This window comes from Chromobacterium amazonense (assembly GCF_001855565.1).
Lineage (GTDB): Bacteria > Pseudomonadota > Gammaproteobacteria > Burkholderiales > Chromobacteriaceae > Chromobacterium > Chromobacterium amazonense.
The window spans coordinates 77,790-96,496 of sequence record NZ_MKCR01000032.1 but is presented as its reverse complement, the minus strand read 5'-3'; the positions used below and the strand labels follow the sequence as shown (position 1 = coordinate 96,496).

General features: G+C 63.3%; 18 protein-coding genes. 9 read left to right on the top strand and 9 right to left on the bottom strand.

Features of this window, described 5'->3' with window-relative positions:
* Positions 1-31: 31 nt before the first annotated feature.
* From lepB to rpoE, 7 genes are all read right to left on the bottom strand, one after another.
* Positions 32-1,009: a signal peptidase I gene (gene lepB / locus BI343_RS15910; RefSeq protein WP_043626252.1), complete on the bottom strand. Its 978-nt coding sequence runs from the start codon at positions 1,007-1,009 to the stop codon at positions 32-34.
* On the bottom strand, positions 1,010-2,803 hold the full coding sequence (gene lepA / locus BI343_RS15905; RefSeq protein WP_071110433.1) for a translation elongation factor 4: 1,794 nt from the start codon (positions 2,801-2,803) through the stop codon (positions 1,010-1,012).
* 158 nt (positions 2,804-2,961) lie between these two features.
* A complete protein-coding gene (locus tag BI343_RS15900; RefSeq protein ID WP_043626260.1) occupies positions 2,962-3,201 on the bottom strand; it encodes a glutaredoxin family protein in 240 nt (79 codons plus the stop codon).
* On the bottom strand, positions 3,198-4,610 hold the full coding sequence (locus BI343_RS15895; protein WP_071110432.1) for a DegQ family serine endoprotease: 1,413 nt from the start codon (positions 4,608-4,610) through the stop codon (positions 3,198-3,200). Before BI343_RS15895 ends, BI343_RS15900 begins: the two co-directional genes overlap by 4 nt.
* Before the next feature lie 206 nt (positions 4,611-4,816).
* Complete coding sequence (locus tag BI343_RS15890; protein ID WP_071110431.1) at positions 4,817-5,782, bottom strand: MucB/RseB C-terminal domain-containing protein; 966 nt, start codon at positions 5,780-5,782, stop codon at positions 4,817-4,819.
* Positions 5,782-6,261 carry a sigma-E factor negative regulatory protein gene (locus BI343_RS15885; protein WP_043626267.1) on the bottom strand — a complete coding sequence of 160 codons (480 nt, stop codon included), beginning with the start codon at positions 6,259-6,261 and terminating at the stop codon, positions 5,782-5,784. Before BI343_RS15885 ends, BI343_RS15890 begins: the two co-directional genes overlap by 1 nt.
* A 2-nt stretch (positions 6,262-6,263) precedes the next feature.
* Positions 6,264-6,863 (bottom strand): RNA polymerase sigma factor RpoE, encoded by a 600-nt coding sequence (rpoE, locus tag BI343_RS15880; protein ID WP_043626269.1) that lies wholly within the window; start codon positions 6,861-6,863, stop codon positions 6,264-6,266.
* 244 nt (positions 6,864-7,107) lie between these two features.
* On the opposite strand from rpoE, the gene prpB reads away from it, so the two are divergent.
* From prpB to BI343_RS15850, 6 genes are all read left to right on the top strand, one after another.
* Positions 7,108-7,986: a methylisocitrate lyase gene (gene prpB, locus BI343_RS15875; protein WP_071110430.1), complete on the top strand. Its 879-nt coding sequence runs from the start codon at positions 7,108-7,110 to the stop codon at positions 7,984-7,986.
* Between the two features lie 47 nt (positions 7,987-8,033).
* On the top strand, positions 8,034-9,182 hold the full coding sequence (gene prpC, locus BI343_RS15870) for a bifunctional 2-methylcitrate synthase/citrate synthase (protein WP_071110429.1): 1,149 nt from the start codon (positions 8,034-8,036) through the stop codon (positions 9,180-9,182).
* A gap of 55 nt (positions 9,183-9,237) precedes the next feature.
* A complete protein-coding gene (locus BI343_RS15865; RefSeq protein ID WP_071110428.1) occupies positions 9,238-9,804 on the top strand; it encodes a putative glycolipid-binding domain-containing protein in 567 nt (188 codons plus the stop codon).
* 13 nt (positions 9,805-9,817) lie between these two features.
* The gene (gene acnD, locus BI343_RS15860) at positions 9,818-12,421 is read left to right on the top strand and encodes a Fe/S-dependent 2-methylisocitrate dehydratase AcnD (protein ID WP_071110427.1); all 2,604 of its coding nucleotides are present in this window, start codon (positions 9,818-9,820) and stop codon (positions 12,419-12,421) included.
* 24 nt (positions 12,422-12,445) lie between these two features.
* On the top strand, positions 12,446-13,636 hold the full coding sequence (gene prpF, locus BI343_RS15855; RefSeq protein ID WP_071110426.1) for a 2-methylaconitate cis-trans isomerase PrpF: 1,191 nt from the start codon (positions 12,446-12,448) through the stop codon (positions 13,634-13,636).
* Between the two features lie 314 nt (positions 13,637-13,950).
* Complete coding sequence (locus tag BI343_RS15850; RefSeq protein ID WP_043626283.1) at positions 13,951-14,301, top strand: cupin domain-containing protein; 351 nt, start codon at positions 13,951-13,953, stop codon at positions 14,299-14,301.
* 18 nt (positions 14,302-14,319) lie between these two features.
* Here BI343_RS15850 and BI343_RS15845 read toward each other — a convergent pair whose 3' ends face one another.
* Positions 14,320-15,396 carry an NAD(P)-dependent alcohol dehydrogenase gene (locus BI343_RS15845; protein ID WP_071110425.1) on the bottom strand — a complete coding sequence of 359 codons (1,077 nt, stop codon included), beginning with the start codon at positions 15,394-15,396 and terminating at the stop codon, positions 14,320-14,322.
* A 395-nt stretch (positions 15,397-15,791) separates the two neighbouring features.
* Here BI343_RS15845 and BI343_RS15835 point away from each other — a divergent pair, with 395 nt between their 5' ends.
* From BI343_RS15835 to dapA, 3 genes are all read left to right on the top strand, one after another.
* The gene (locus BI343_RS15835) at positions 15,792-16,649 is read left to right on the top strand and encodes a DMT family transporter (protein WP_071110423.1); all 858 of its coding nucleotides are present in this window, start codon (positions 15,792-15,794) and stop codon (positions 16,647-16,649) included.
* A 56-nt stretch (positions 16,650-16,705) separates the two neighbouring features.
* A complete protein-coding gene (locus BI343_RS15830; RefSeq protein WP_071110422.1) occupies positions 16,706-17,092 on the top strand; it encodes a lysozyme inhibitor LprI family protein in 387 nt (128 codons plus the stop codon).
* A gap of 77 nt (positions 17,093-17,169) precedes the next feature.
* Positions 17,170-18,072, top strand: a complete 903-nt coding sequence (gene dapA, locus BI343_RS15825; RefSeq protein WP_071110421.1) for a 4-hydroxy-tetrahydrodipicolinate synthase — start codon at positions 17,170-17,172, stop codon at positions 18,070-18,072.
* Positions 18,073-18,141: 69 nt separating this feature from the next.
* Here the strand turns inward: dapA and BI343_RS15820 are convergent, their stop codons facing one another.
* A complete protein-coding gene (locus BI343_RS15820) occupies positions 18,142-18,642 on the bottom strand; it encodes a YajQ family cyclic di-GMP-binding protein (RefSeq protein ID WP_043626294.1) in 501 nt (166 codons plus the stop codon).
* Between the last annotated feature and the right edge of the window lie 65 nt (positions 18,643-18,707).

Sequence of the window (18,707 nt, the reverse complement as noted above, 5' to 3'; positions counted from 1 at the left end):
ATCTCCCGCTGCGGCCAGCGCGGCCTGTAGCTTATTGAATTTTGCTGCCGATGCGCGACAGGTTGCCGAAGTTCATCCAGATCATGAAGGCCTTGCCCACCATCAGATCATCCTTGACGAAGCCCCAGTAGCGGCCGTCGGAACTATTGTCGCGGTTGTCGCCCATCATGAAGTAATTGCCCTGCGGCACTTTGCAGACAAAGCCATCGTCATCGTAGCGGCAATTGTCGCGGTACGGGAAGTCCTGCACCTGGCTCAGCGCCACTACCGGCGTGCCCGCATTATTCAGCACCTTGTACTGCTTGCCGTTCTGGCTTTCGCGGAACTGATCAGCCGTGATCTGTTGCAGGCCCAGCTCCTTTTCCAGGTAATCGTAGGTGCCGTCCTGCACATCGGTCAGCGGCTTGCCGTTGACGGTCAGGCGCTTGTTGCGGTACTCGACGGTATCGCCCGGCAGGCCGATCACCCGCTTGATGTAATTGATCTTGGGGTTCGGCGGGTAGTTGAACACCACCACGTCGCCGTGCTGCACCTGCCCCACAGGGATCAATACATTATTGAGCACCGGCACGCGGATGCCATAGGCGAATTTATTGACCAGGATGAAGTCGCCGACGACCAGGCCCGGCCGCATCGAGCTGGACGGAATCTGGAACGGCTCCACCAGGAAGGAGCGCAGCACGAACACCACCAGGATCACCGGGAAGAAGCCGCGGGAGTAATCCACGAAATGGCCGGCCTCGGCGCCGCTGGCGGCGCGCTTCTTAGCCAGCAGCCACTTGTCCAGCGCCCACACCACGCCAGTGATCAGCACGAACACCAGCATCACGGCGGTGAAGCTCATGTAGTTGGAGAGGAAGCCGAAGCCGCCGATCACCAGCGCCAGATAGCCCCACTGCACGGACTGCGGCCAATCGGCCGCCCCTTCCTGCTTCTTGCCGCCCAGCACGATCAGCATGGCGCCGATCGCGGCCAGAGCGACGAATACCCAGTACAAGTTTCCGCCCACTTATTTATCCCCTACTTGAAGAATGGCAAGGAAAGCCTCTTGCGGGATTTCCACGTTGCCGACCTGTTTCATGCGTTTCTTGCCGGCTTTTTGCTTTTCCAACAGTTTCTTCTTACGCGTGATGTCGCCGCCGTAGCACTTGGCCAGCACGTTCTTGCGCAGCGCCTTGACGGTTTCGCGGGCGATGATGTGGCCGCCGATGGCCGCCTGCACGGCGATGTCGAACATCTGGCGCGGGATCAGCTCGCGCATCTTGGACACCAGCTCGCGGCCGCGATACACGCTGGAAGCGCGGTGCACGATCAGAGACAACGCGTCCACCTTCTCGCCGTTGACCAGCACGTCCAGCTTGACCAGATCGGCGCTCTGGAATTCCTTGAATTCGTAGTCCAGCGAGGCGTAGCCGCGGCTGGTGGACTTCAGCTTGTCGAAGAAGTCCATCACCACTTCGTTCATCGGCAGGTCGTAAGTCAACATCACCTGGCGGCCCATGTACTGCATATTGCGCTGCACGCCGCGCTTCTGGTTGCACAGCGTCATCACCGCGCCGACATAGTCCTGCGGCACCAGGATGGTGGAGGTGATGATGGGTTCGCGCAATTCGTCGTACTTGCCGGCTTCCGGCATGCGCGACGGGTTGGACACCACTTCCACCGTGCCGTCCTTCATCACCACTTCGTAGTTCACCGTCGGCGCGGTGGTGATCAGGTCCATGTCGAACTCGCGCTCCAGGCGCTCCTGTACGATCTCCAGATGCAGGAGGCCGAGGAAGCCGCAACGGAAGCCGAAGCCCAGCGCCTGCGACACTTCCGGCTCGTACTTCAGCGAGGCGTCGTTCAGCTGCAGTTTTTCCAGCGCGTCGCGCAATGCTTCGTAATCGTGGCTCTCCACCGGATACAGGCCGGCGAACACCTGCGACTGCACGTCCTTGAAGCCCGGCAGGGCTTCAGCGGCCGGATTGCTCACCAGAGTAATGGTATCGCCCACCTTGGCCGATTTCAGCTCCTTGATGCCGGCAATGACAAAGCCGACTTCGCCTGCGTTCAGGCTCGGGCGCTGCACCGACTTCGGCGTGAACACGCCCACCTGCTCGCACAGATGCTCGGCGCCGGTGGCCATGAACTTGATCTTGTCCTTGGGCTTCAGCGAGCCGTCGATGACGCGCACCAGCATCACCACGCCGACATAGTTGTCGAACCAGGAATCGACGATCAGCGCCTTCAGCGGGCCGTCCGGATTGCCCTGCGGCGGCGGAATCTTGTTGACCACCTCTTCCAGGATGTCCTCGATGCCGATGCCGGACTTGGCCGAAGCGCGCACGGCGTCCACGGCCTCGATGCCGATGATGTCCTCGATTTCCTGGGAGATGCGTTCGGGGTCGGCGGCTGGCAGGTCGATCTTGTTCAGCACCGGCACCACTTCCACGCCCAGCTCGATGGCGGTGTAGCAGTTGGCCACGGTCTGGGCTTCCACGCCCTGCGACGCATCCACCACCAAAAGCGCGCCTTCGCAGGCGGACAGAGAACGCGACACTTCGTAGCTGAAGTCCACGTGTCCCGGGGTGTCGATTAGGTTCAGATGGTAAACCTCGCCATTGCGGGCCTTGTACTGCAAGGCGGCAGTCTGCGCCTTGATGGTGATGCCGCGTTCCTTCTCGATATCCATCGAGTCGAGCACCTGGGCGCTCATTTCGCGCAGCTCGAGGCCGCCACAGAATTGAATGAAACGGTCGGCCAGGGTGGATTTACCGTGGTCGATATGGGCAATGATCGAAAAATTTCGGATGTTCTTCATCGGTTTCCAGCAAAAGATAAGGGCACGCAAGCGTGCCCGGGGCTGCTGACGGATGGCCCTTCCGGGGGACCCGCTCGGGTCCGACGGCTGCCGGAAGCCGATCAGCAAGCGGGGGCGCGTCCTGCGCGCCCCCGGTTTGACTCACACTGGCGCGGATTTTAGCCGATTTCGCCCAAGTGTGCAGCCAACTTCGTCGCATCGAGATGCCAGTGGCAGATTTCGGTCTCGCCATCCATCAGCACCGGCACCAGCTCATTGAAGCGGGCCTCCAGCGCCGGATCGGCATCGACATCCAGCACTTCCAGCTCAAAGCCGTGGCGCTCGCGCCAGGGCGCAAGCTCCGCCAGCATCTGATGGCACAGGCTGCAGTATTCGCGGAAGTAAAGCGTCAGCTTCACTGCGCGTCGCCCACAGTCAGCGGCACAAACTGCACCTGCCCCTGGCGCATCACCTGCAATGCCACGGTGCCGCCCTTCTTCACTTGCTCCAGCGCCTTCTTCAACTGGGCGAAGCTCTGCAGCGGCTCGCTGCCGACGCCGACGATGACGTCGCCGGGCTGAATGCCGGCGCGCATCGCCGCGCCATTGGCCGCGCGCACCAGCAGGCCATAGTCGATGCCGGCCTGCTTCAGCTGCATCGGCGTCAATTCCTGCAGACGCAGGCCGATCTGCGCCAGGCTCTGCTCACCCTGCGCGCCAGGCTTGCGGTATTCGCGCTGGGCGATGCGGGAGTCCTCTTCCTTCAACTCCTCCGGCACCACGCGCACGCTCGCCGGCGCGCGGTTGCGCCAGATATCCAGCGCCAGCGGCTTGCCAGGCGGCATGTCGCTGATCAGGCGTTGCAGATCGCCGCCGGAATTCACTTCCTGGCCATTGACCTTAAGGATGATGTCGCCAGCCTTCAGCCCCGCCTTCTGCGCCGGGCCTTTCGGATCCAGCGCATTGATCAGCGCACCGCTGGGCTTGGCCAGGCCAAACGAGGCCGCCAGTTCCTTGCTCAGCTCCTGGATCACCACGCCGATGCGGCTGCGGGTCACCTTGCCCTTTGCCTTCAATTGATCCGCCACATTCATCGCGGTATCGATCGGAATGGCGAAAGAGATGCCCATGAAGCCGCCGGAACGGCTATAGATCTGCGAATTGACGCCGATCACCTCGCCCTTCATGTTGAACAGCGGGCCGCCGGAGTTGCCGGGATTGACCGCGGCGTCGGTCTGGATGAACTGCACCGCGCTCTCGTCCGGCAACATGCGATTCTTGCCGGAAACAATGCCCGATGTGGCGGTGTTTTCAAAGCCGAAAGGCGAGCCGATGGCCAGCACCCACTGCCCCACCTTCACATCCTTGGCATTCCCCAGGCGGGCCACCGGCAGGTTGGCGGCCTCTATCTTCAGCAAGGCCACGTCGGAACGGGCATCTGAGCCGATGACCTTGGCCTGGAATTCGCGCTTGTCGGTCAATTTGACGGTGATCTTGTCGGCGCGGGCCACCACATGGGCATTAGTCAGCACATAACCGTCAGCGGAGATGATAAAGCCGGAGCCGAGCGAGCTTTCCTGGCGCTCTTGCATGCGCGGCGGCGCGAAACGGCGGAAGAATTCGAAGAACGGGTCGCCCTCCATGCCTTCCGGCAAGCCGGACGACACTTCCTTGACTGTGGACGTGGTGCTGATATTGACCACGGCCTTGCCTTCGGTTTCAACAATAGCGCTGAAATCCGGCAGATCCGCCGCCATGGCGACGGGAACCGCGGCAGTCAGCACCGATGCCGCCAGCATGGCGGAAACGATCAGCTTTTTGATCGACATGTGCGCTCCATCTTTTTGCTGTGTTGTGGATTGAATACGCCGGCGAGCGCCGGCTATTGAAACGAACAGACAGGAAATACAAGCCTGGCGGCCGGCATCACCCCTCCTCTATTCTCATCGACGCGGAAGAACAACCGCGTCGGTCACTGCGGGCCACTCTTCCCCCAAGAGAGAAAAAGTGGCCGATCCCAATCGTCTCGCCCGGTTCACTCGCTCTTGGCATTGAGATGCATGCCCTTGAGCAGCGCCATCATCGCCGTTTGCGGCATATCGCCCACCGCGGTCAGCTGCATATCGCCCTGATAGCTGGTGGCCATATTGATCGCGCCATGCAGATTGCCCACCCGCTCCATCCGCGCGTTTTCCGGCGGCGGCGGCTCGACGAACACCGACAGCATCACCAACCCATCGGACAGCACCAGATGACGCACCGGCTTGGCGCCGGTGCCAGGCAACACCCGCTCAGCAGAACGCAACAGGCGGAAGCCTTGCGGCAAACCGGTGATTTCATTTTGCGAAATCGACGGATCCGCGCCCGTCGGCGCCTTGGCCGAACGCAGCAGGAACTTCTGCGGCAGCTTGGCGCGATAGGCCCGCTTGTCTTTGACGCCGGCCAGCTCAATCTCGGTGAAGGTGAATTGCTCCACCGAGTCGCCGCGCGGCGACAGGGTGATCATCTTCAAGGGCAGATAGGTAGTCGGCTCGACGCACATGCGCATGGTGTAGCGCTGCGGATCGCGCGGCTGAAGATCCAGCCACTGGCAGTCTCGCTGCGCCACTCGATCCGTGCCGGTGCGCTTAAGCACATAGGAGCGGGCGATATCGTCGACATCGTCAGGCAGCAAGGCCGGGAACAGCCGCATCGCGCTGATCTTGCAGGCCATCAGCGCGCGCTTGTCCTGCGCGTAGCAAGTCAGCTCGCCGCCGCTTCTCACCACCTCGCGCGGCGAACCGTCCAGCGACGTGCGCTTCTCGCGGACATTGTCGCCCTGTCCCTGGCGCACCAGGCGGAAGGTTTCCAGCATGCCATTCATCTGATGCAGATAGGTGCCGTCCAAAGCCTGCTGCCGGCTGGCATTGCCAACCTTGCGCAACAGCTGCATGTCATCCTCGGCGTGGGCCGCACAGGCGGCCCCGAACATCAACACACCAATCAGGGGTACGACACGCATCAGTGGCGAACTCCGTTTCCGTAAGATACCCGCATCACGCCTTGATCCGCGGTCACCTCCTGGTGAGCCAGCACGTACGGGTCATCCTGCTCGAACTGAGCCGGCTGCGCCATCTGCACCGGCACGCCGCGATCGGCGATGACGGACGGCGCGGCCTGACGATGGCTGAGCTGCTGCCAGCCCACCACTGCGGCGAAGCTGACGCTGGCGGCCAGCGCCACGGCGCCCGCGGTTTTGGCGCGCTGCGGCCGCATCCAACGGCGCGGCGCCAGCACGGTGGGCTCAGCCGCCAGACGCTCGGCCACCTTGGCGCGCACGTCGAGCGAGGCCAGCCGGTTGGCGCGCATCGCATCGCCGATCAGATGATATTGTTCCCAGGCCGCATCCAGGTCTTTGTCGTCGGCGATCGAAGCAATGGCCTTATTGACCAGGGGCTCGTCCAGTTCGCCGTCAATCAGCGCGGAAATCGTTTCTTTCATACTTACCACCTTCTGTTCTTGGCCGTATCCAGCAGAGGCCGCAGTTCAGCAGCAATCGCCTCGCGAGCGCGGAAAATCCGCGAACGCACAGTGCCTATCGGACAATCCATCACCGTAGCGATCTCGTCGTAGGACAACCCCTCCATTTCCCTGAGGGTAATGGCGGTACGCAACTCCTCCGGCAAGGCTTCCACGGCGGCATTGACCGTCGCCAGAATTTCCTTGTTCATCAGCTCGGTTTCGGGCGTGTTCATGTCCGGGATCTGCGACGCCATGTCGAAGCTCTCGCCGTCCTCGTCCTCGATCTCGCTGTTCACCACCGGGCGTCGCCCGTTGGCGCTGAGGAAATTCTTGGCCGTATTGATGCCTATCCTGTACAGCCACGTGTAAAACGCGCTCTCACCTCGGAAAGACGGCAAAGCACGATACGCTTTGATAAAAGCTTCCTGCGTCACATCCTCGATGTCCGAACCGTCGCGGATAAAACGCGACAACAGCCTGGCGAGACGTCGCTGATACTTGGCAACAAGCAGATCGAAAGCTCTTTTTTCACCTCGCTGGGCACGTTCCACCAACTGTTGATCGATATCCCGATCACTCATGTCGTTGTTATGCTCCCTGGTTTGCCCACTGTTTTATGTGGTCGTTACGTGGACTGTGATCTAGACCACAGGCTTCGCCTTGAGTTCCCAATATCGAGGACGATGCGAAACATATCATCCCCGGGCCAAAACTTGAACATCCAAATGTCAACTATTGCCAGTATTTTCTAGAGCCTTTACACTCCAACCAAGCACTTGCTTGAATGACAGGCTGCTAATTCATATCCATCGTCAGGAGCATCCAATGAGCACTCCCGGGCAGCGATTCCGCCAGGCCGTGGCCACTGAAAAACCGTTGCAAGTAGTAGGCGCGATCAATGCCTATGCCGCACTTTTGGCCGAACACTCAGGTTTCAAGGCCTTATACCTGTCCGGCGGGGGCGTCGCCGCTGCGTCCTGCGGCATTCCGGACCTTGGCATCACCACGCTGGAAGACGTGCTGATCGACGCGCGCCGCATCACCGACATCACCGACCTGCCGCTGCTGGTGGACATCGACACCGGCTGGGGCGGCGCCTTCAACATCGCCCGCGCGGTGCGCAGCCTGGAGAAGGCCGGCGTGGCGGCCGTGCACATTGAAGATCAGGTTCTGCAAAAACGCTGCGGCCACCGCCCCAATAAGGCCATCGTGCCGCAAGATGAAATGGTGGACCGCATCAAAGCCGCCGCCGACGCCCGCCACGACGACAGCTTCGTCATCATGGCCCGCACCGACGCCCTGGCGGTGGAGGGCTTGGACGCCGCCATCGAGCGCGCGGTGGCCTGCGTGGAAGCCGGCGCCGACATGATCTTCCCGGAGGCGATGACCGATCTGGCCATGTACAAGCGCTTCGCCGAAGTAGTAAAGGTGCCGGTGCTGGCCAATATCACCGAATTCGGCGCCACGCCGCTCTACACCACGGAAGAACTGGCCGAGAACGGCGTCAGCCTGGTGCTGTACCCGCTATCGGCCTTCCGCGCGATGAGCCAGGCCGCGCTGGAAGTATACGGCGCGATCCGTCGCGACGGCACGCAGCAGGCCGTGCTGGACAAGATGCAAACCCGGATGCAGCTGTACGACCACCTGGGCTACCACGAATACGAAAAGAAACTGGATCAGCTGTTCGCCGCCGGCAAGCAATAACAATCAAGGCAGCGGCATCGCCCCAAGTCTGACAAAGGAGAAATTGCATGACTGAAGTGGTACTAACCGGCAAACCGAAGAAATCCGTGGCGCTGTCCGGCGTGGCCGCCGGCAATACCGCGCTGTGCACCGTCGGCCGCAGCGGCAACGATCTGCACTATCGCGGCTATGACATCCTGGACATCGCCGGCCATTGCGAATTCGAGGAAGTGGCCTACCTGCTGGTGCACGGCAAGCTGCCCAACAAGGCGGAGCTCGCTGGCTACAAGAAGAAGCTGAAGTCGCTGCGCGGCCTGCCCGCCTCGGTCAAGGCCGTGCTGGAAGCGCTGCCGGCCAGCGCCCATCCGATGGATGTGATGCGCAGCGGCGCCTCGGCGCTGGGTTGCGCGCTGCCCGAGAAGGACGACCACAATCTGGCCGGCGCGCGAGACATCGCCGACCGCCTGATGGCCTCATTCGGCTCCATTCTGCTCTACTGGTACCACTACAGCCACAACGGCAAGCGCATCGAGGTGGAAACCGACGACGACAGCATAGGCGGCCACTTCCTGCACCTGCTGCACGGCGTCAAGCCGTCCTACGAGTGGGTGCGCGCGATGCACACCTCGCTGAACCTCTACGCCGAACACGAATTCAACGCCTCCACCTTCACCGCCCGCGTCATCGCCGGCACCGGCTCCGACATGTACAGCGCCATCACCGGCGCCATCGGCGCGCTGCGCGGCCCCAAACACGGCGGCGCCAACGAAGTGGCGTTTGAAATCCAGCAGCGCTATGAAAATCCGGACGAAGCGGAAGCCGACATCCGCGCCCGCGTCGAGAAGAAAGAAGTGGTGATCGGCTTCGGCCACCCCGTTTATACGATTTCCGATCCGCGCAACAAGGTCATCAAGGAAGTGGCGCGCCAGCTGTCCAAGAGCAATAGCGACATGAAAATGTTCGATATCGCCGAGCGCCTGGAAAGCGTGATGTGGGACATCAAAAAGATGTTCCCGAACCTGGACTGGTTCTCCGCCGTCAGCTACCACGCGATGGGCGTGCCCACCGCCATGTTTACCCCACTGTTCGTGATCTCCCGCACCAGCGGCTGGGCGGCCCACGTGATTGAGCAGCGCCAGGACGGCAAGATCATCCGCCCGTCAGCCAATTACATCGGGCCGGAGGATCAGGTTTTCATTCCGCTGGAAAAACGCTGAGGCAAGCAGCAAGCGACGCGGCCGCCCGGCCGCGTCGGCCATACTGGAGCAGTAAATGAAGCAAATGTTGTTCTGGCAGCGCCTGGACTGCCCGGGACTGGAGCAGGCGGAAATCGAAACCGGCGCCGGCCTCTCATTGTCCGCCAGCGGCAGCCTGCTGCATGCCGACAGCGGCGCCAGCCTGCGTTACCGGATGCAGCTGGACCACCACGGCAGGCTCAGCCATGCCCACATCGATGTTTCCGCGCCCGAACCCAGTCAACTGACGCTGCAGCACACAGAAAGCGGCCGCTGGCTGATCAACGGCCAGGCGCAGCCGACCTGGGATGGCTGCCAGGAGCTGGACCTGCAGTCCTGCGGCCTGACCAACGCCTTCCCCATCCGCCGCTTGAAACTGGGCATCGGCGACAGCGTCGAGCTGTCTATGCTGTTCGTGCGCCTGCCGTCATTGACGCCGGCCATCTGCCCGCAGCGCTACACCCGCCTGCCGGACCACGACGGCATGCCCTGCTACCGCTACGAATCCCCCGGCTTCGCCGCCGACATCCTCGTCGACGAGCAAGGCTTCACCCTGCATTACAGCGACTTTCTGCAACGGCTGCCCGACAGCGGCCGCGACTGAGCGAAAGACAGACATGAACCTCCAATACCGCACCGCCCTGCCCGGCACCGGGCTAGACTATTTCGACGCCCGCGCCGCCGTGGAAGCCATCCAGCCCGGCGCCTGGGACAAACTTCCCTATACCGGCCGCATCCACGCCGAGAACCTGGTTCGCCGCTGCGATCCGGCCATGCTGGCCGAATGCCTGGAACAGATCGTCTACCGTAAGCGCGAGCGCGACTTTCCGTGGTTCCCGGCGCGCGTGGTCTGCCACGACATCCTGGGCCAGACCGCGCTGGTGGACCTGGCCGGCCTGCGCGACGCCATCGCCGACCAAGGCGGCGACCCGTCCCAGGTCAATCCGGTGGTGCCGGTGCAATTGATCGTCGACCACTCGCTGGCGGTGGAATGCGGCGGCTTCGCCCCGCAGGCTTTCGAGAAAAACCGCGCCATCGAAGACCGCCGCAACGAGGACCGCTTCCACTTCATCGAGTGGACCAAGTCCGCCTTCGACAATGTGGACGTGATCCCGGCCGGCAACGGCATCATGCACCAGATCAACCTGGAGAAGATGAGCCCGGTGATCCACGCCGACCAAGGCGTAGCCTACCCCGACACCTGCGTCGGCACCGACAGCCACACGCCGCACGTGGACGCGCTGGGCGTGATCGCCGTCGGCGTCGGCGGTCTGGAGGCGGAAAACGTGATGCTGGGCCGCGCCTCGTGGATGCGGCTGCCGGACATCGTCGGCGTCGAGCTGTCCGGCAGGCCGGCGGCCGGCATCACCGCCACCGACGTGGTGCTGGCGCTGACCGAATTCCTGCGCCAGCAGAAGGTCGTCGGCGCCTACCTGGAGTTTTACGGCGAAGGCGCGGCGGCGCTGACCCTGGGCGACCGCGCCACCATCTCGAACATGGCCCCCGAGTACGGCGCGACCGCCGCGCTGTTCTTCATCGATGCGCAAACCATCGATTATTTGAAACTGACCGGCCGCAGCGATCAGCAAGTCAAGCTGGTGGAAGCCTACGCCAAGACCGCCGGCCTGTGGGCGGACAGCCTGAAGACCGCCGAATACGAGCGCGTGCTGAAGTTTGATCTCTCCACCGTCGCCCGCAACCTGGCCGGCCCATCGAATCCGCACAAGCGGCTGCCGGTGTCGGCCCTGGCCGAACGCGGCATCGCCGGCAACCTCGCCGAAGCCCGCGCGCAAGAAGCGCAGGGCCTGCTGCCGGACGGCGCGGTCATCATCGCCGCCATCACCAGCTGCACCAACACCAGCAACCCGCGCAACGTGATCGCCGCCGGCCTGCTGGCGCGCAATGCCAACCGTCTGGGCCTCGTGCGAAAGCCATGGGTCAAGTCTTCGCTGGCGCCCGGCTCCAAAGCGGTGGAGCTGTATCTGAAGGAAGCCGGCCTGCTGTCCGAACTGGAGAAGCTGGGCTTCGGCATCGTCGCCTTCGCCTGCACCACCTGCAACGGCATGTCCGGCGCGCTGGACCCGAAAATCCAGCAGGAAATCATAGACCGCGATCTGTACGCGACCGCGGTGCTGTCCGGCAACCGCAACTTCGACGGCCGCATCCACCCCTACGCCAAGCAAGCCTTCCTCGCCTCCCCGCCGCTGGTGATCGCCTACGCCATCGCCGGCACCATGCGCTTCGACATCGAAAAAGACGTATTGGGCGTAGTAGACGGCAAGGAAATCCGTCTAAAAGACATTTGGCCCAGCGACGAAGAAATCGACGCCGTGCTGAAGCAGTCCGTCAAACCGGAACAGTTCCGCCAGGTCTACGAGCCGATGTTCGCCATCCATCGCGACAACAGCGCCAAGGCCAGCCCCTTGTACGCCTGGCGGCCGCAGAGCACCTACATCCGCCGCCCGCCTTACTGGGAAGGCGCGCTAGCCGGCGCGCGCACGCTCAAGGGCATGCGCCCGCTAGCGCTGCTGCCGGACAATATCACCACCGACCACCTGTCGCCGTCCAACGCCATCCTGCCGGACTCCGCCGCCGGAGAATACTTGGCCAAGATGGGTTTGCCGGAGGAAGACTTCAATTCCTACGCCACCCACCGCGGCGACCACCTGACCGCGCAGCGCGCCACCTTTGCCAATCCGCAGCTGGTGAACGAGATGGCAGTGGTAGACGGCGAGGTGAAGAAAGGCTCGCTGGCCCGGGTGGAGCCGGACGGCAAGGTGATGCGGATGTGGGAAGCCATCGAAACCTATATGGACCGCAAGCAGCCGCTGATCATCGTCGCCGGCGCCGACTACGGCCAGGGCAGCTCGCGCGACTGGGCGGCCAAGGGCGTGCGGCTGGCCGGCGTCGAGGCCATCGTCGCCGAAGGTTTCGAGCGCATCCACCGGACCAACTTGATTGGAATGGGCGTGCTGCCGCTGGAGTTCAAGCCTGGCGTCAACCGCAAGACGCTGCAGCTGGACGGCACCGAGACCTACGACGTGATCGGCCAGCGCCGGCCGCGCGCCGACCTGACGCTGGTGATCCACCACCGCGGCGGCGAGACCGCGCAGGTTCCGGTGACCTGTAGGCTGGATACGGCGGAAGAAGTGTCGATTTACGAGGCAGGCGGCGTGCTGCAGCGCTTTGCTCAGGATTTCCTGGAAGCGGCGCGCGTCTGACAGCGGGTAACACAGGATAAATACATGACTGACTCCAAACAAATCCGCATCCCCGCCTCCTATATGCGCGGCGGCACCAGCAAGGGCGTATTCTTCCGGCTGCAAGACCTGCCGGAGACGGCCCGCCAGCCCGGCGCGGCGCGCGACAGGCTGCTCTTGCGCGTCATCGGCAGCCCGGACCCGTACGGCAAGCAGATAGACGGCATGGGCGGCGCCACGTCCAGCACCAGCAAGACCGTCATCGTGTCCAAGTCGGCGCGGCAAGATCACGATGTCGATTATCTGTTCGGCCAGGTCAGCATCGACAAGGCCTTCGTCGACTGGACCGGCAACTGCGGCAACCTGTCCGCTGCGGTCGGGCCTTTTGCGATCGCCAGCGGTCTGATCGACCCGGCGCGCATCCCGGCAGACGGCTTCTGCACCGTGCGCATCTGGCAGGCCAATATCGGCAAAACCATCATCGCGCATGTGCCTATCTCCGGCGGCCAAGTGCAGGAAACCGGCGACTTTGAACTCGATGGCGTGACCTTCCCCGCCGCCGAGGTGCAACTGGAATTTCTCGACCCCGCCGACGAGGGGGAAGGTGACGGCGGAGCCATGTTCCCCACCGGCAAGCTGGTGGACCATCTGGACGTGCCCGGCGTGGGCAGCTTCCCGGCCACGCTGATCAATGCCGGCATCCCCACCATCTTCGTCAACGCCGCCGACATCGGCTACACCGGCACGGAATTGCAGGATGCCATCAATGCCGATCACGCCGCGCTGACGCGCTTGGAAACCATACGCGCCTATGGCGCGCTGAAGATGGGGCTGATCCAGAACCTGGACCAGATCGCCAGCCGCCAGCACACGCCCAAGATCGCTTTCGTTGCGCCGCCTTCCGACTACACCGCATCCAGCGGCAAGCGGGTCAAAGCCACGGACATCGATGTGCTGGCGCGCGCCATGTCCATGAGCAAGCTGCACCATGCGATGATGGGCACCGCGGCCGTGGCCATCGGCGCCGCCGCAGCCGTGCCCGGCACCCTGGTGAATCTGGCGGCGGGCGGCTGCAAACGCCAGGCCGTTCGTTTCGGCCACCCGTCCGGCACCCTGCGCGTGGGGGCGGAAGCCAAATTGGTCAATGGCGAATGGACCGTGACCAAGGCCATCATGAGCCGCAGCGCCCGCGTCTTGATGGAGGGCTGGGTGCGCGTGCCCGCGGACGCACTATAAGAGCATAAGAGCCGCGCTCCCTGATCCTGTGTTGCGACTTCTTGCCGTACAACGTGTGCTGTCTGCGTCGGCGCGCCCTGGCTCAGCCCCTCTAATGAAGCTTTGTTCGCGACGCAAAACACACGCCACCGAAAAAGGGATGCCAAGGCATCCCTTTTTCTCTTTCCCCTGTCCGCCCGGCCTGCCGCTGACAATTTCCGGCGCCATCCGTGAGATAATGCCGTCAGGCATTCACGCGAGCCGCGCGCATCCCGGCATCATCCGGCCCGCCGACGCGTCATGCCCGCCCTGTCATCACCCGGAAAACCAAGCCCATGGACAATACCGCCCCCATCCTGACGTCTTCATCCGACTGGCACTGGAGCCCCACCCCCTACCCCGGCGCAGATTTCGTCTGGCTGCGCAGAAATCCGGACGGAGGCGGATCGGCGTTGCTGAAGCTGGCCAAAGGGGCCAAGCTGCCCTTGCACCAACACCCAGGTACGGAACAGGTGTTCGTGACCGCCGGCAAGCTGAAGGTGGGCGAACATGTGCTGAACAAGGGCGACCATCTGTTCATCGACGCCCATGTCCCGCACACAGTGGAAGCGCTGCAAGCCACCGTCTATCTGACCCTGTCGGAGACCGATGGCGTGGAGCTGCTGGAGCCGGGCCAGACTGGCTGATCCGGCAGGAGAAGCGGGCTAAAAAAGCTGGATCGCCACCTTCAGCACGCCGTCGCGCTGATGCGAGAACAAGTCGTAGGCTTCGACGATCTGGTCCAGCTTGTAGCGATGCGTGACCAGCGGCGACAGGTCCAGCCGCTGGCTCTCCAGCACGTTCATCAGCCGCCGCATCCTCTCCTTGCCGCCGGGGCATAGCGAGGACACGATGCGCTTGTCGCCCAGGCCGGCATTGAACGCGTCCAGCGGAATCTTCAGATCGGTGGAGTAAACCCCCAGGCTGGACAAGGTCCCGCCCGGCTTCAGCACGCGCAGCGCCGACTCGAACGTGCCCTGGGTGCCCAATGCCTCGATGGAGGCGTCGACGCCGCGGCCGCCGGTCAGCTTCATGATTTCCGATACCACATCCACCTGGCGGAAATTCAGCGTCACATCCGCGCCCAACTGGCGCGATATGCCCAGCCGCTCGTCCAGGCCATCCACCGCGATGATGCAAGACGCGCCGCGCAAACGCGCGCCGGCCACCGCGCACAAGCCTATCGGTCCCTGCGCGAACACCACCACCACGTCGCCTATCCTGATATTGGCCGCCTCCGCGCCGGCGAAGCCGGTGGACATGATGTCCGGACACATCAGCACCTGCTCGTCGCTTAGCCCGTCCGGAATCGGCGCCAGGTTCGCCTGTGCGTCCGGCACCAGCACGTACTCGGCCTGGGTGCCGTCTATGGTATTGCCGAAGCGCCAGCCGCCCATGGGCTTGTAGCCATGGCATTCGCAGCCGCCATCCTGCGATGGATAGCCGTCCTGGCAGCCATAAGAAGTGAAGCTGGGACAAATCGCTCCCGCGATCACCCGCTGCCCTTCTCGATAACCTTTGACGTTGGCGCCCAGCTTCTCGATCACGCCCACCGGCTCATGGCCTATGGTCAAGCCGGACGCCACCGGATACTCGCCTTTCAGGATGTGCACGTCGGTGCCGCAGATGGTGGTGGTGGTGATTTTCACCAGCGCGTCGCCGGGACCGACCGCTGGAATCGGCTTCTCCCTCAGCTCTACCCTGCCGGGTCCGACGAATACCGTTGCCTTCATGCTGCTCATGGTCTGCCTCCCGCATTATTGGCGGCTGCGACGCAGGATCGCGCGCAACCCATGCTTCAATACAGTAGACCTATTCACCGGCCGCAAGCGCTCCGCCAGCCCGAATGGCCAGTGCCTGACACAGATCAATCCGGCTGCCTGGACGCGGCTTTGCCCAGCGCGCAAGCGCGCCGTCCGAACATGAGCGAATGGCTTTGCATGCCCATCAGCCGCCCAGCCCAAAACCGGACTGGCAGGAGCGACACAATCCATTTCCCTACCTGACGCAACGCATCGTCAATGCTTGCCGTTATGCCCGGAACGGAAATGATGCCGGCTTGATGTAACAACTGGTTTACATTACATCGTTCCGCGTAAAATATCTCCATATAAAATAATTTCGCTGGATGACAATCATGAACAAGCCGATGCTTTACGCGTTTGCCGCCATCGCCATGTGGGCCTCCGTGGCCACGCTCAGCGCGCTCACCCACAGCTTGCCGCCGTTCTTCGTCGCCGGCGTGGGCCTGATCCTCGGCAGCTTGCTGACCGTGCGCCGCGCCGGAGAATGGAAAGTGCCGCTTAAAGTGTTCGCCAACGGCGTGTACGGCATCTTCGGTTTCTACTTTTTCCTGTTCAACGCCTACCGCCTGGCGCCGGTGATGGAAGCCACCGTGCTCAGCTACGTCTGGCCGCTGCTGATGGTGCTGCTGTCGCCGCTGCTGCTGCCCGGCACCCGCCTCGGCGCCAATCACATCCTGGGCAGCCTGATCGGCTTCGCCGGCGCGGCGCTGATCGTCACCGGCGGCAAGTTGTCACTTTCTGTGGATGCTCTGCCCGGTTATTTGATGGCGCTGGGCGCCGCCGTGGTGTGGGCCACTTACAGCCTGTTCACCCGCCGCCTGCCGGCCAGCTCCGACAACGCGGTCGGCGGCTACTGCTTCGCCTCCGGCCTGCTGGCCCTGGGCCTGCATTTCGCCACCGAGCCGGCCGCCCATCCCTCCGCCATGCAATGGCTGATCATCGCGGTGCTGGGCCTGCTGCCCATGGGCGCCGCCTTCCTGTGCTGGAACCGCGCGATGCAGCTGGGCGACCCGCGCCAGACCGGCGCGCTGGGCAACGCCACCCCGCTGCTGTCCACGCTGATGCTGGTCGCCTCCGGCCAAGCCGCGCTCAACGGCAGCGCCGCCATCGCGATCGCCATGATCGTGGGCGGCGCGGCGCTGGGCACCTTGCCGGCGGAGCGCCTGCTGCCCGGCTGGCTGCGCGCCTGAACTACAGTGCCGGCGGGCTATAATCGCAAGCCTTCACCCCAACAAGGAGTTTCGCGATGAAGCCCTGCCTCCTCGCCCTGCTGGCGCTGTTCGCCAGCCATGCCGCCCTGGCCGAAGACGATCCCTGCCAGAACGGCAACAACACGCTGGAAATCAACGACTGCAAGCAAAAGCAGTTCGACGGCCGCGACAAGCTGCTCAACGAACGCTACCGCGCGCTGCTGCAGAAACTGCGCGCCGACGAAACCCAGGGCGGCGCCAAGGACAAACCGTCCGCGCTGCTGATCCAGGCGCAGCGCAAATGGATCGCTTTCCGCGACGCCGATTGCAACACCAAGTACCAGATTTACATCGACGGCAGCATCCGCAACGCCGTCTTCCTCGACTGCAAGATCGAGCGCACCGAACAGCGCATCAAGGAGCTGGATCCCAAGCTTTGGTAAGCGCCGCGGGTTCCCGCGCCCAGGGGCGAGGAGTATCATCCCTGCCTGTCTTCACGCAAAAATAAAAAGGGGCTGACATGGCAAAACACTGGGGCAAGGTGCTGACCGCGATGGTGACGCCGTTCGACGACGACGGCCGGCTCAACCTCGACGCGGCGCGCGCGCTGGCGCGCCACCTGGCGGATAACGGCAGCGACGCGCTGGTGCTGGCCGCCACCACCGGCGAGGCGCCCACGCTGGACGACGCCGAGCGCTTCGACCTGATCCGCGCGGTCAGCGACGCAGTGACCATCCCTGTGCTGGCAGGCACCGGCAGCAACGACACCCGCCACGCGCTGGCGATGACCGCCCGGGCCGAGGCGGCCGGCGCCGCCGGCGCGTTCCTGGTCTCTCCGTACTACAACCGCCCGCCGCAGGCCGGCATCGAGGCCCACTTCCGCGCGCTAGCCGCCGCCACCCGGCTGCCGGTGATGATCTACGACGTCCCCGGCCGCACCGGCCGCCGCATCGGCCACGACGTGCTGATCCGGCTATTCCGCGAAGTAGACAATATCGTCGCCTTCAAAGACGCCACCGGCGACCCGGCCGCCGCGGCCCGCTTGGTGGCCGAAGCCGGCGATCATTTCGAGCTCTACTCCGGCGACGACGCGCTGACCCTACCCCTGCTGGCCGTCGGCGCCGTAGGCGTGGTCGGCACATCCACTCACTGGACCGGGCCTGAATTCGCCGCCATGATCGCCGCCTTCGAGCGAGGGGATGTGGCCCGCGCCCGCGCCATCAACGCCGCGTTGATGCCGTCCTATGCCTATTCCAACACCGACGATTCGGTGTACTCGATGTCGGTGAAGGCGATGCTGCGCGCCCTGGGCCTGGCTGTCGGCGAATGCAGGCTGCCGCTGCCGCCCGCGCCAGCCGGCGTCGAGGCGCACGCCGCCCAGGTGTGGGATGAACTGCAGGCTTGGCGCGCCAATCCACGTTAAGCGGCGGCCGCTACGCAAAAAAGGAGACCATTCGGTCTCCTTTTTCTTCGCACGCGTGCCGCCTAGGGCTTAGTCGCGGAAGTTGTTGAACTGCAGCGGCGCGCCGTTTTCCAGATCGTTGGCGATATCCTTCTTCAGCAGCGCGATGGCCTCTTGCAGCACGTCGCGCTTGGCGCCGGACACCCGCACCGCCTCGCCTTGGATGCTGGCCTGCACTTTCATCTTGGAATCCTTCAGCAGCTTGACGATTTTCTTCGCCAGATCGCTGTCCAGGCCTTCTTTGATCTTCAGCACTTTCTTGACCTTGTTGCCGGATACCTTTTCCAGCTTGCCGTAGTCCAGGCTGCGCACGTCGACGGCGCGCTTGGACAGCTTGCTGACCAGGATGTCGTTGACCTGGTCCAGCTGGAATTCGGTGTCGGCGTACAGCGTCACTTCCTTGTCGTTGAATTCGATGCGGGCATCGCTGCCCTTGAAATCGTATCGGGTGGAGACCTCCTTATTGGCCTGATCCAGCGCGTTGCGCACTTCCACCTTGTTTACTTCGGAAACGACATCAAAAGACGGCATAAAACTATCCTCATATGGAACCAGCAGAATTCTAGTAGCGCGCCGCCGGCTTGTCACCCGCGCAG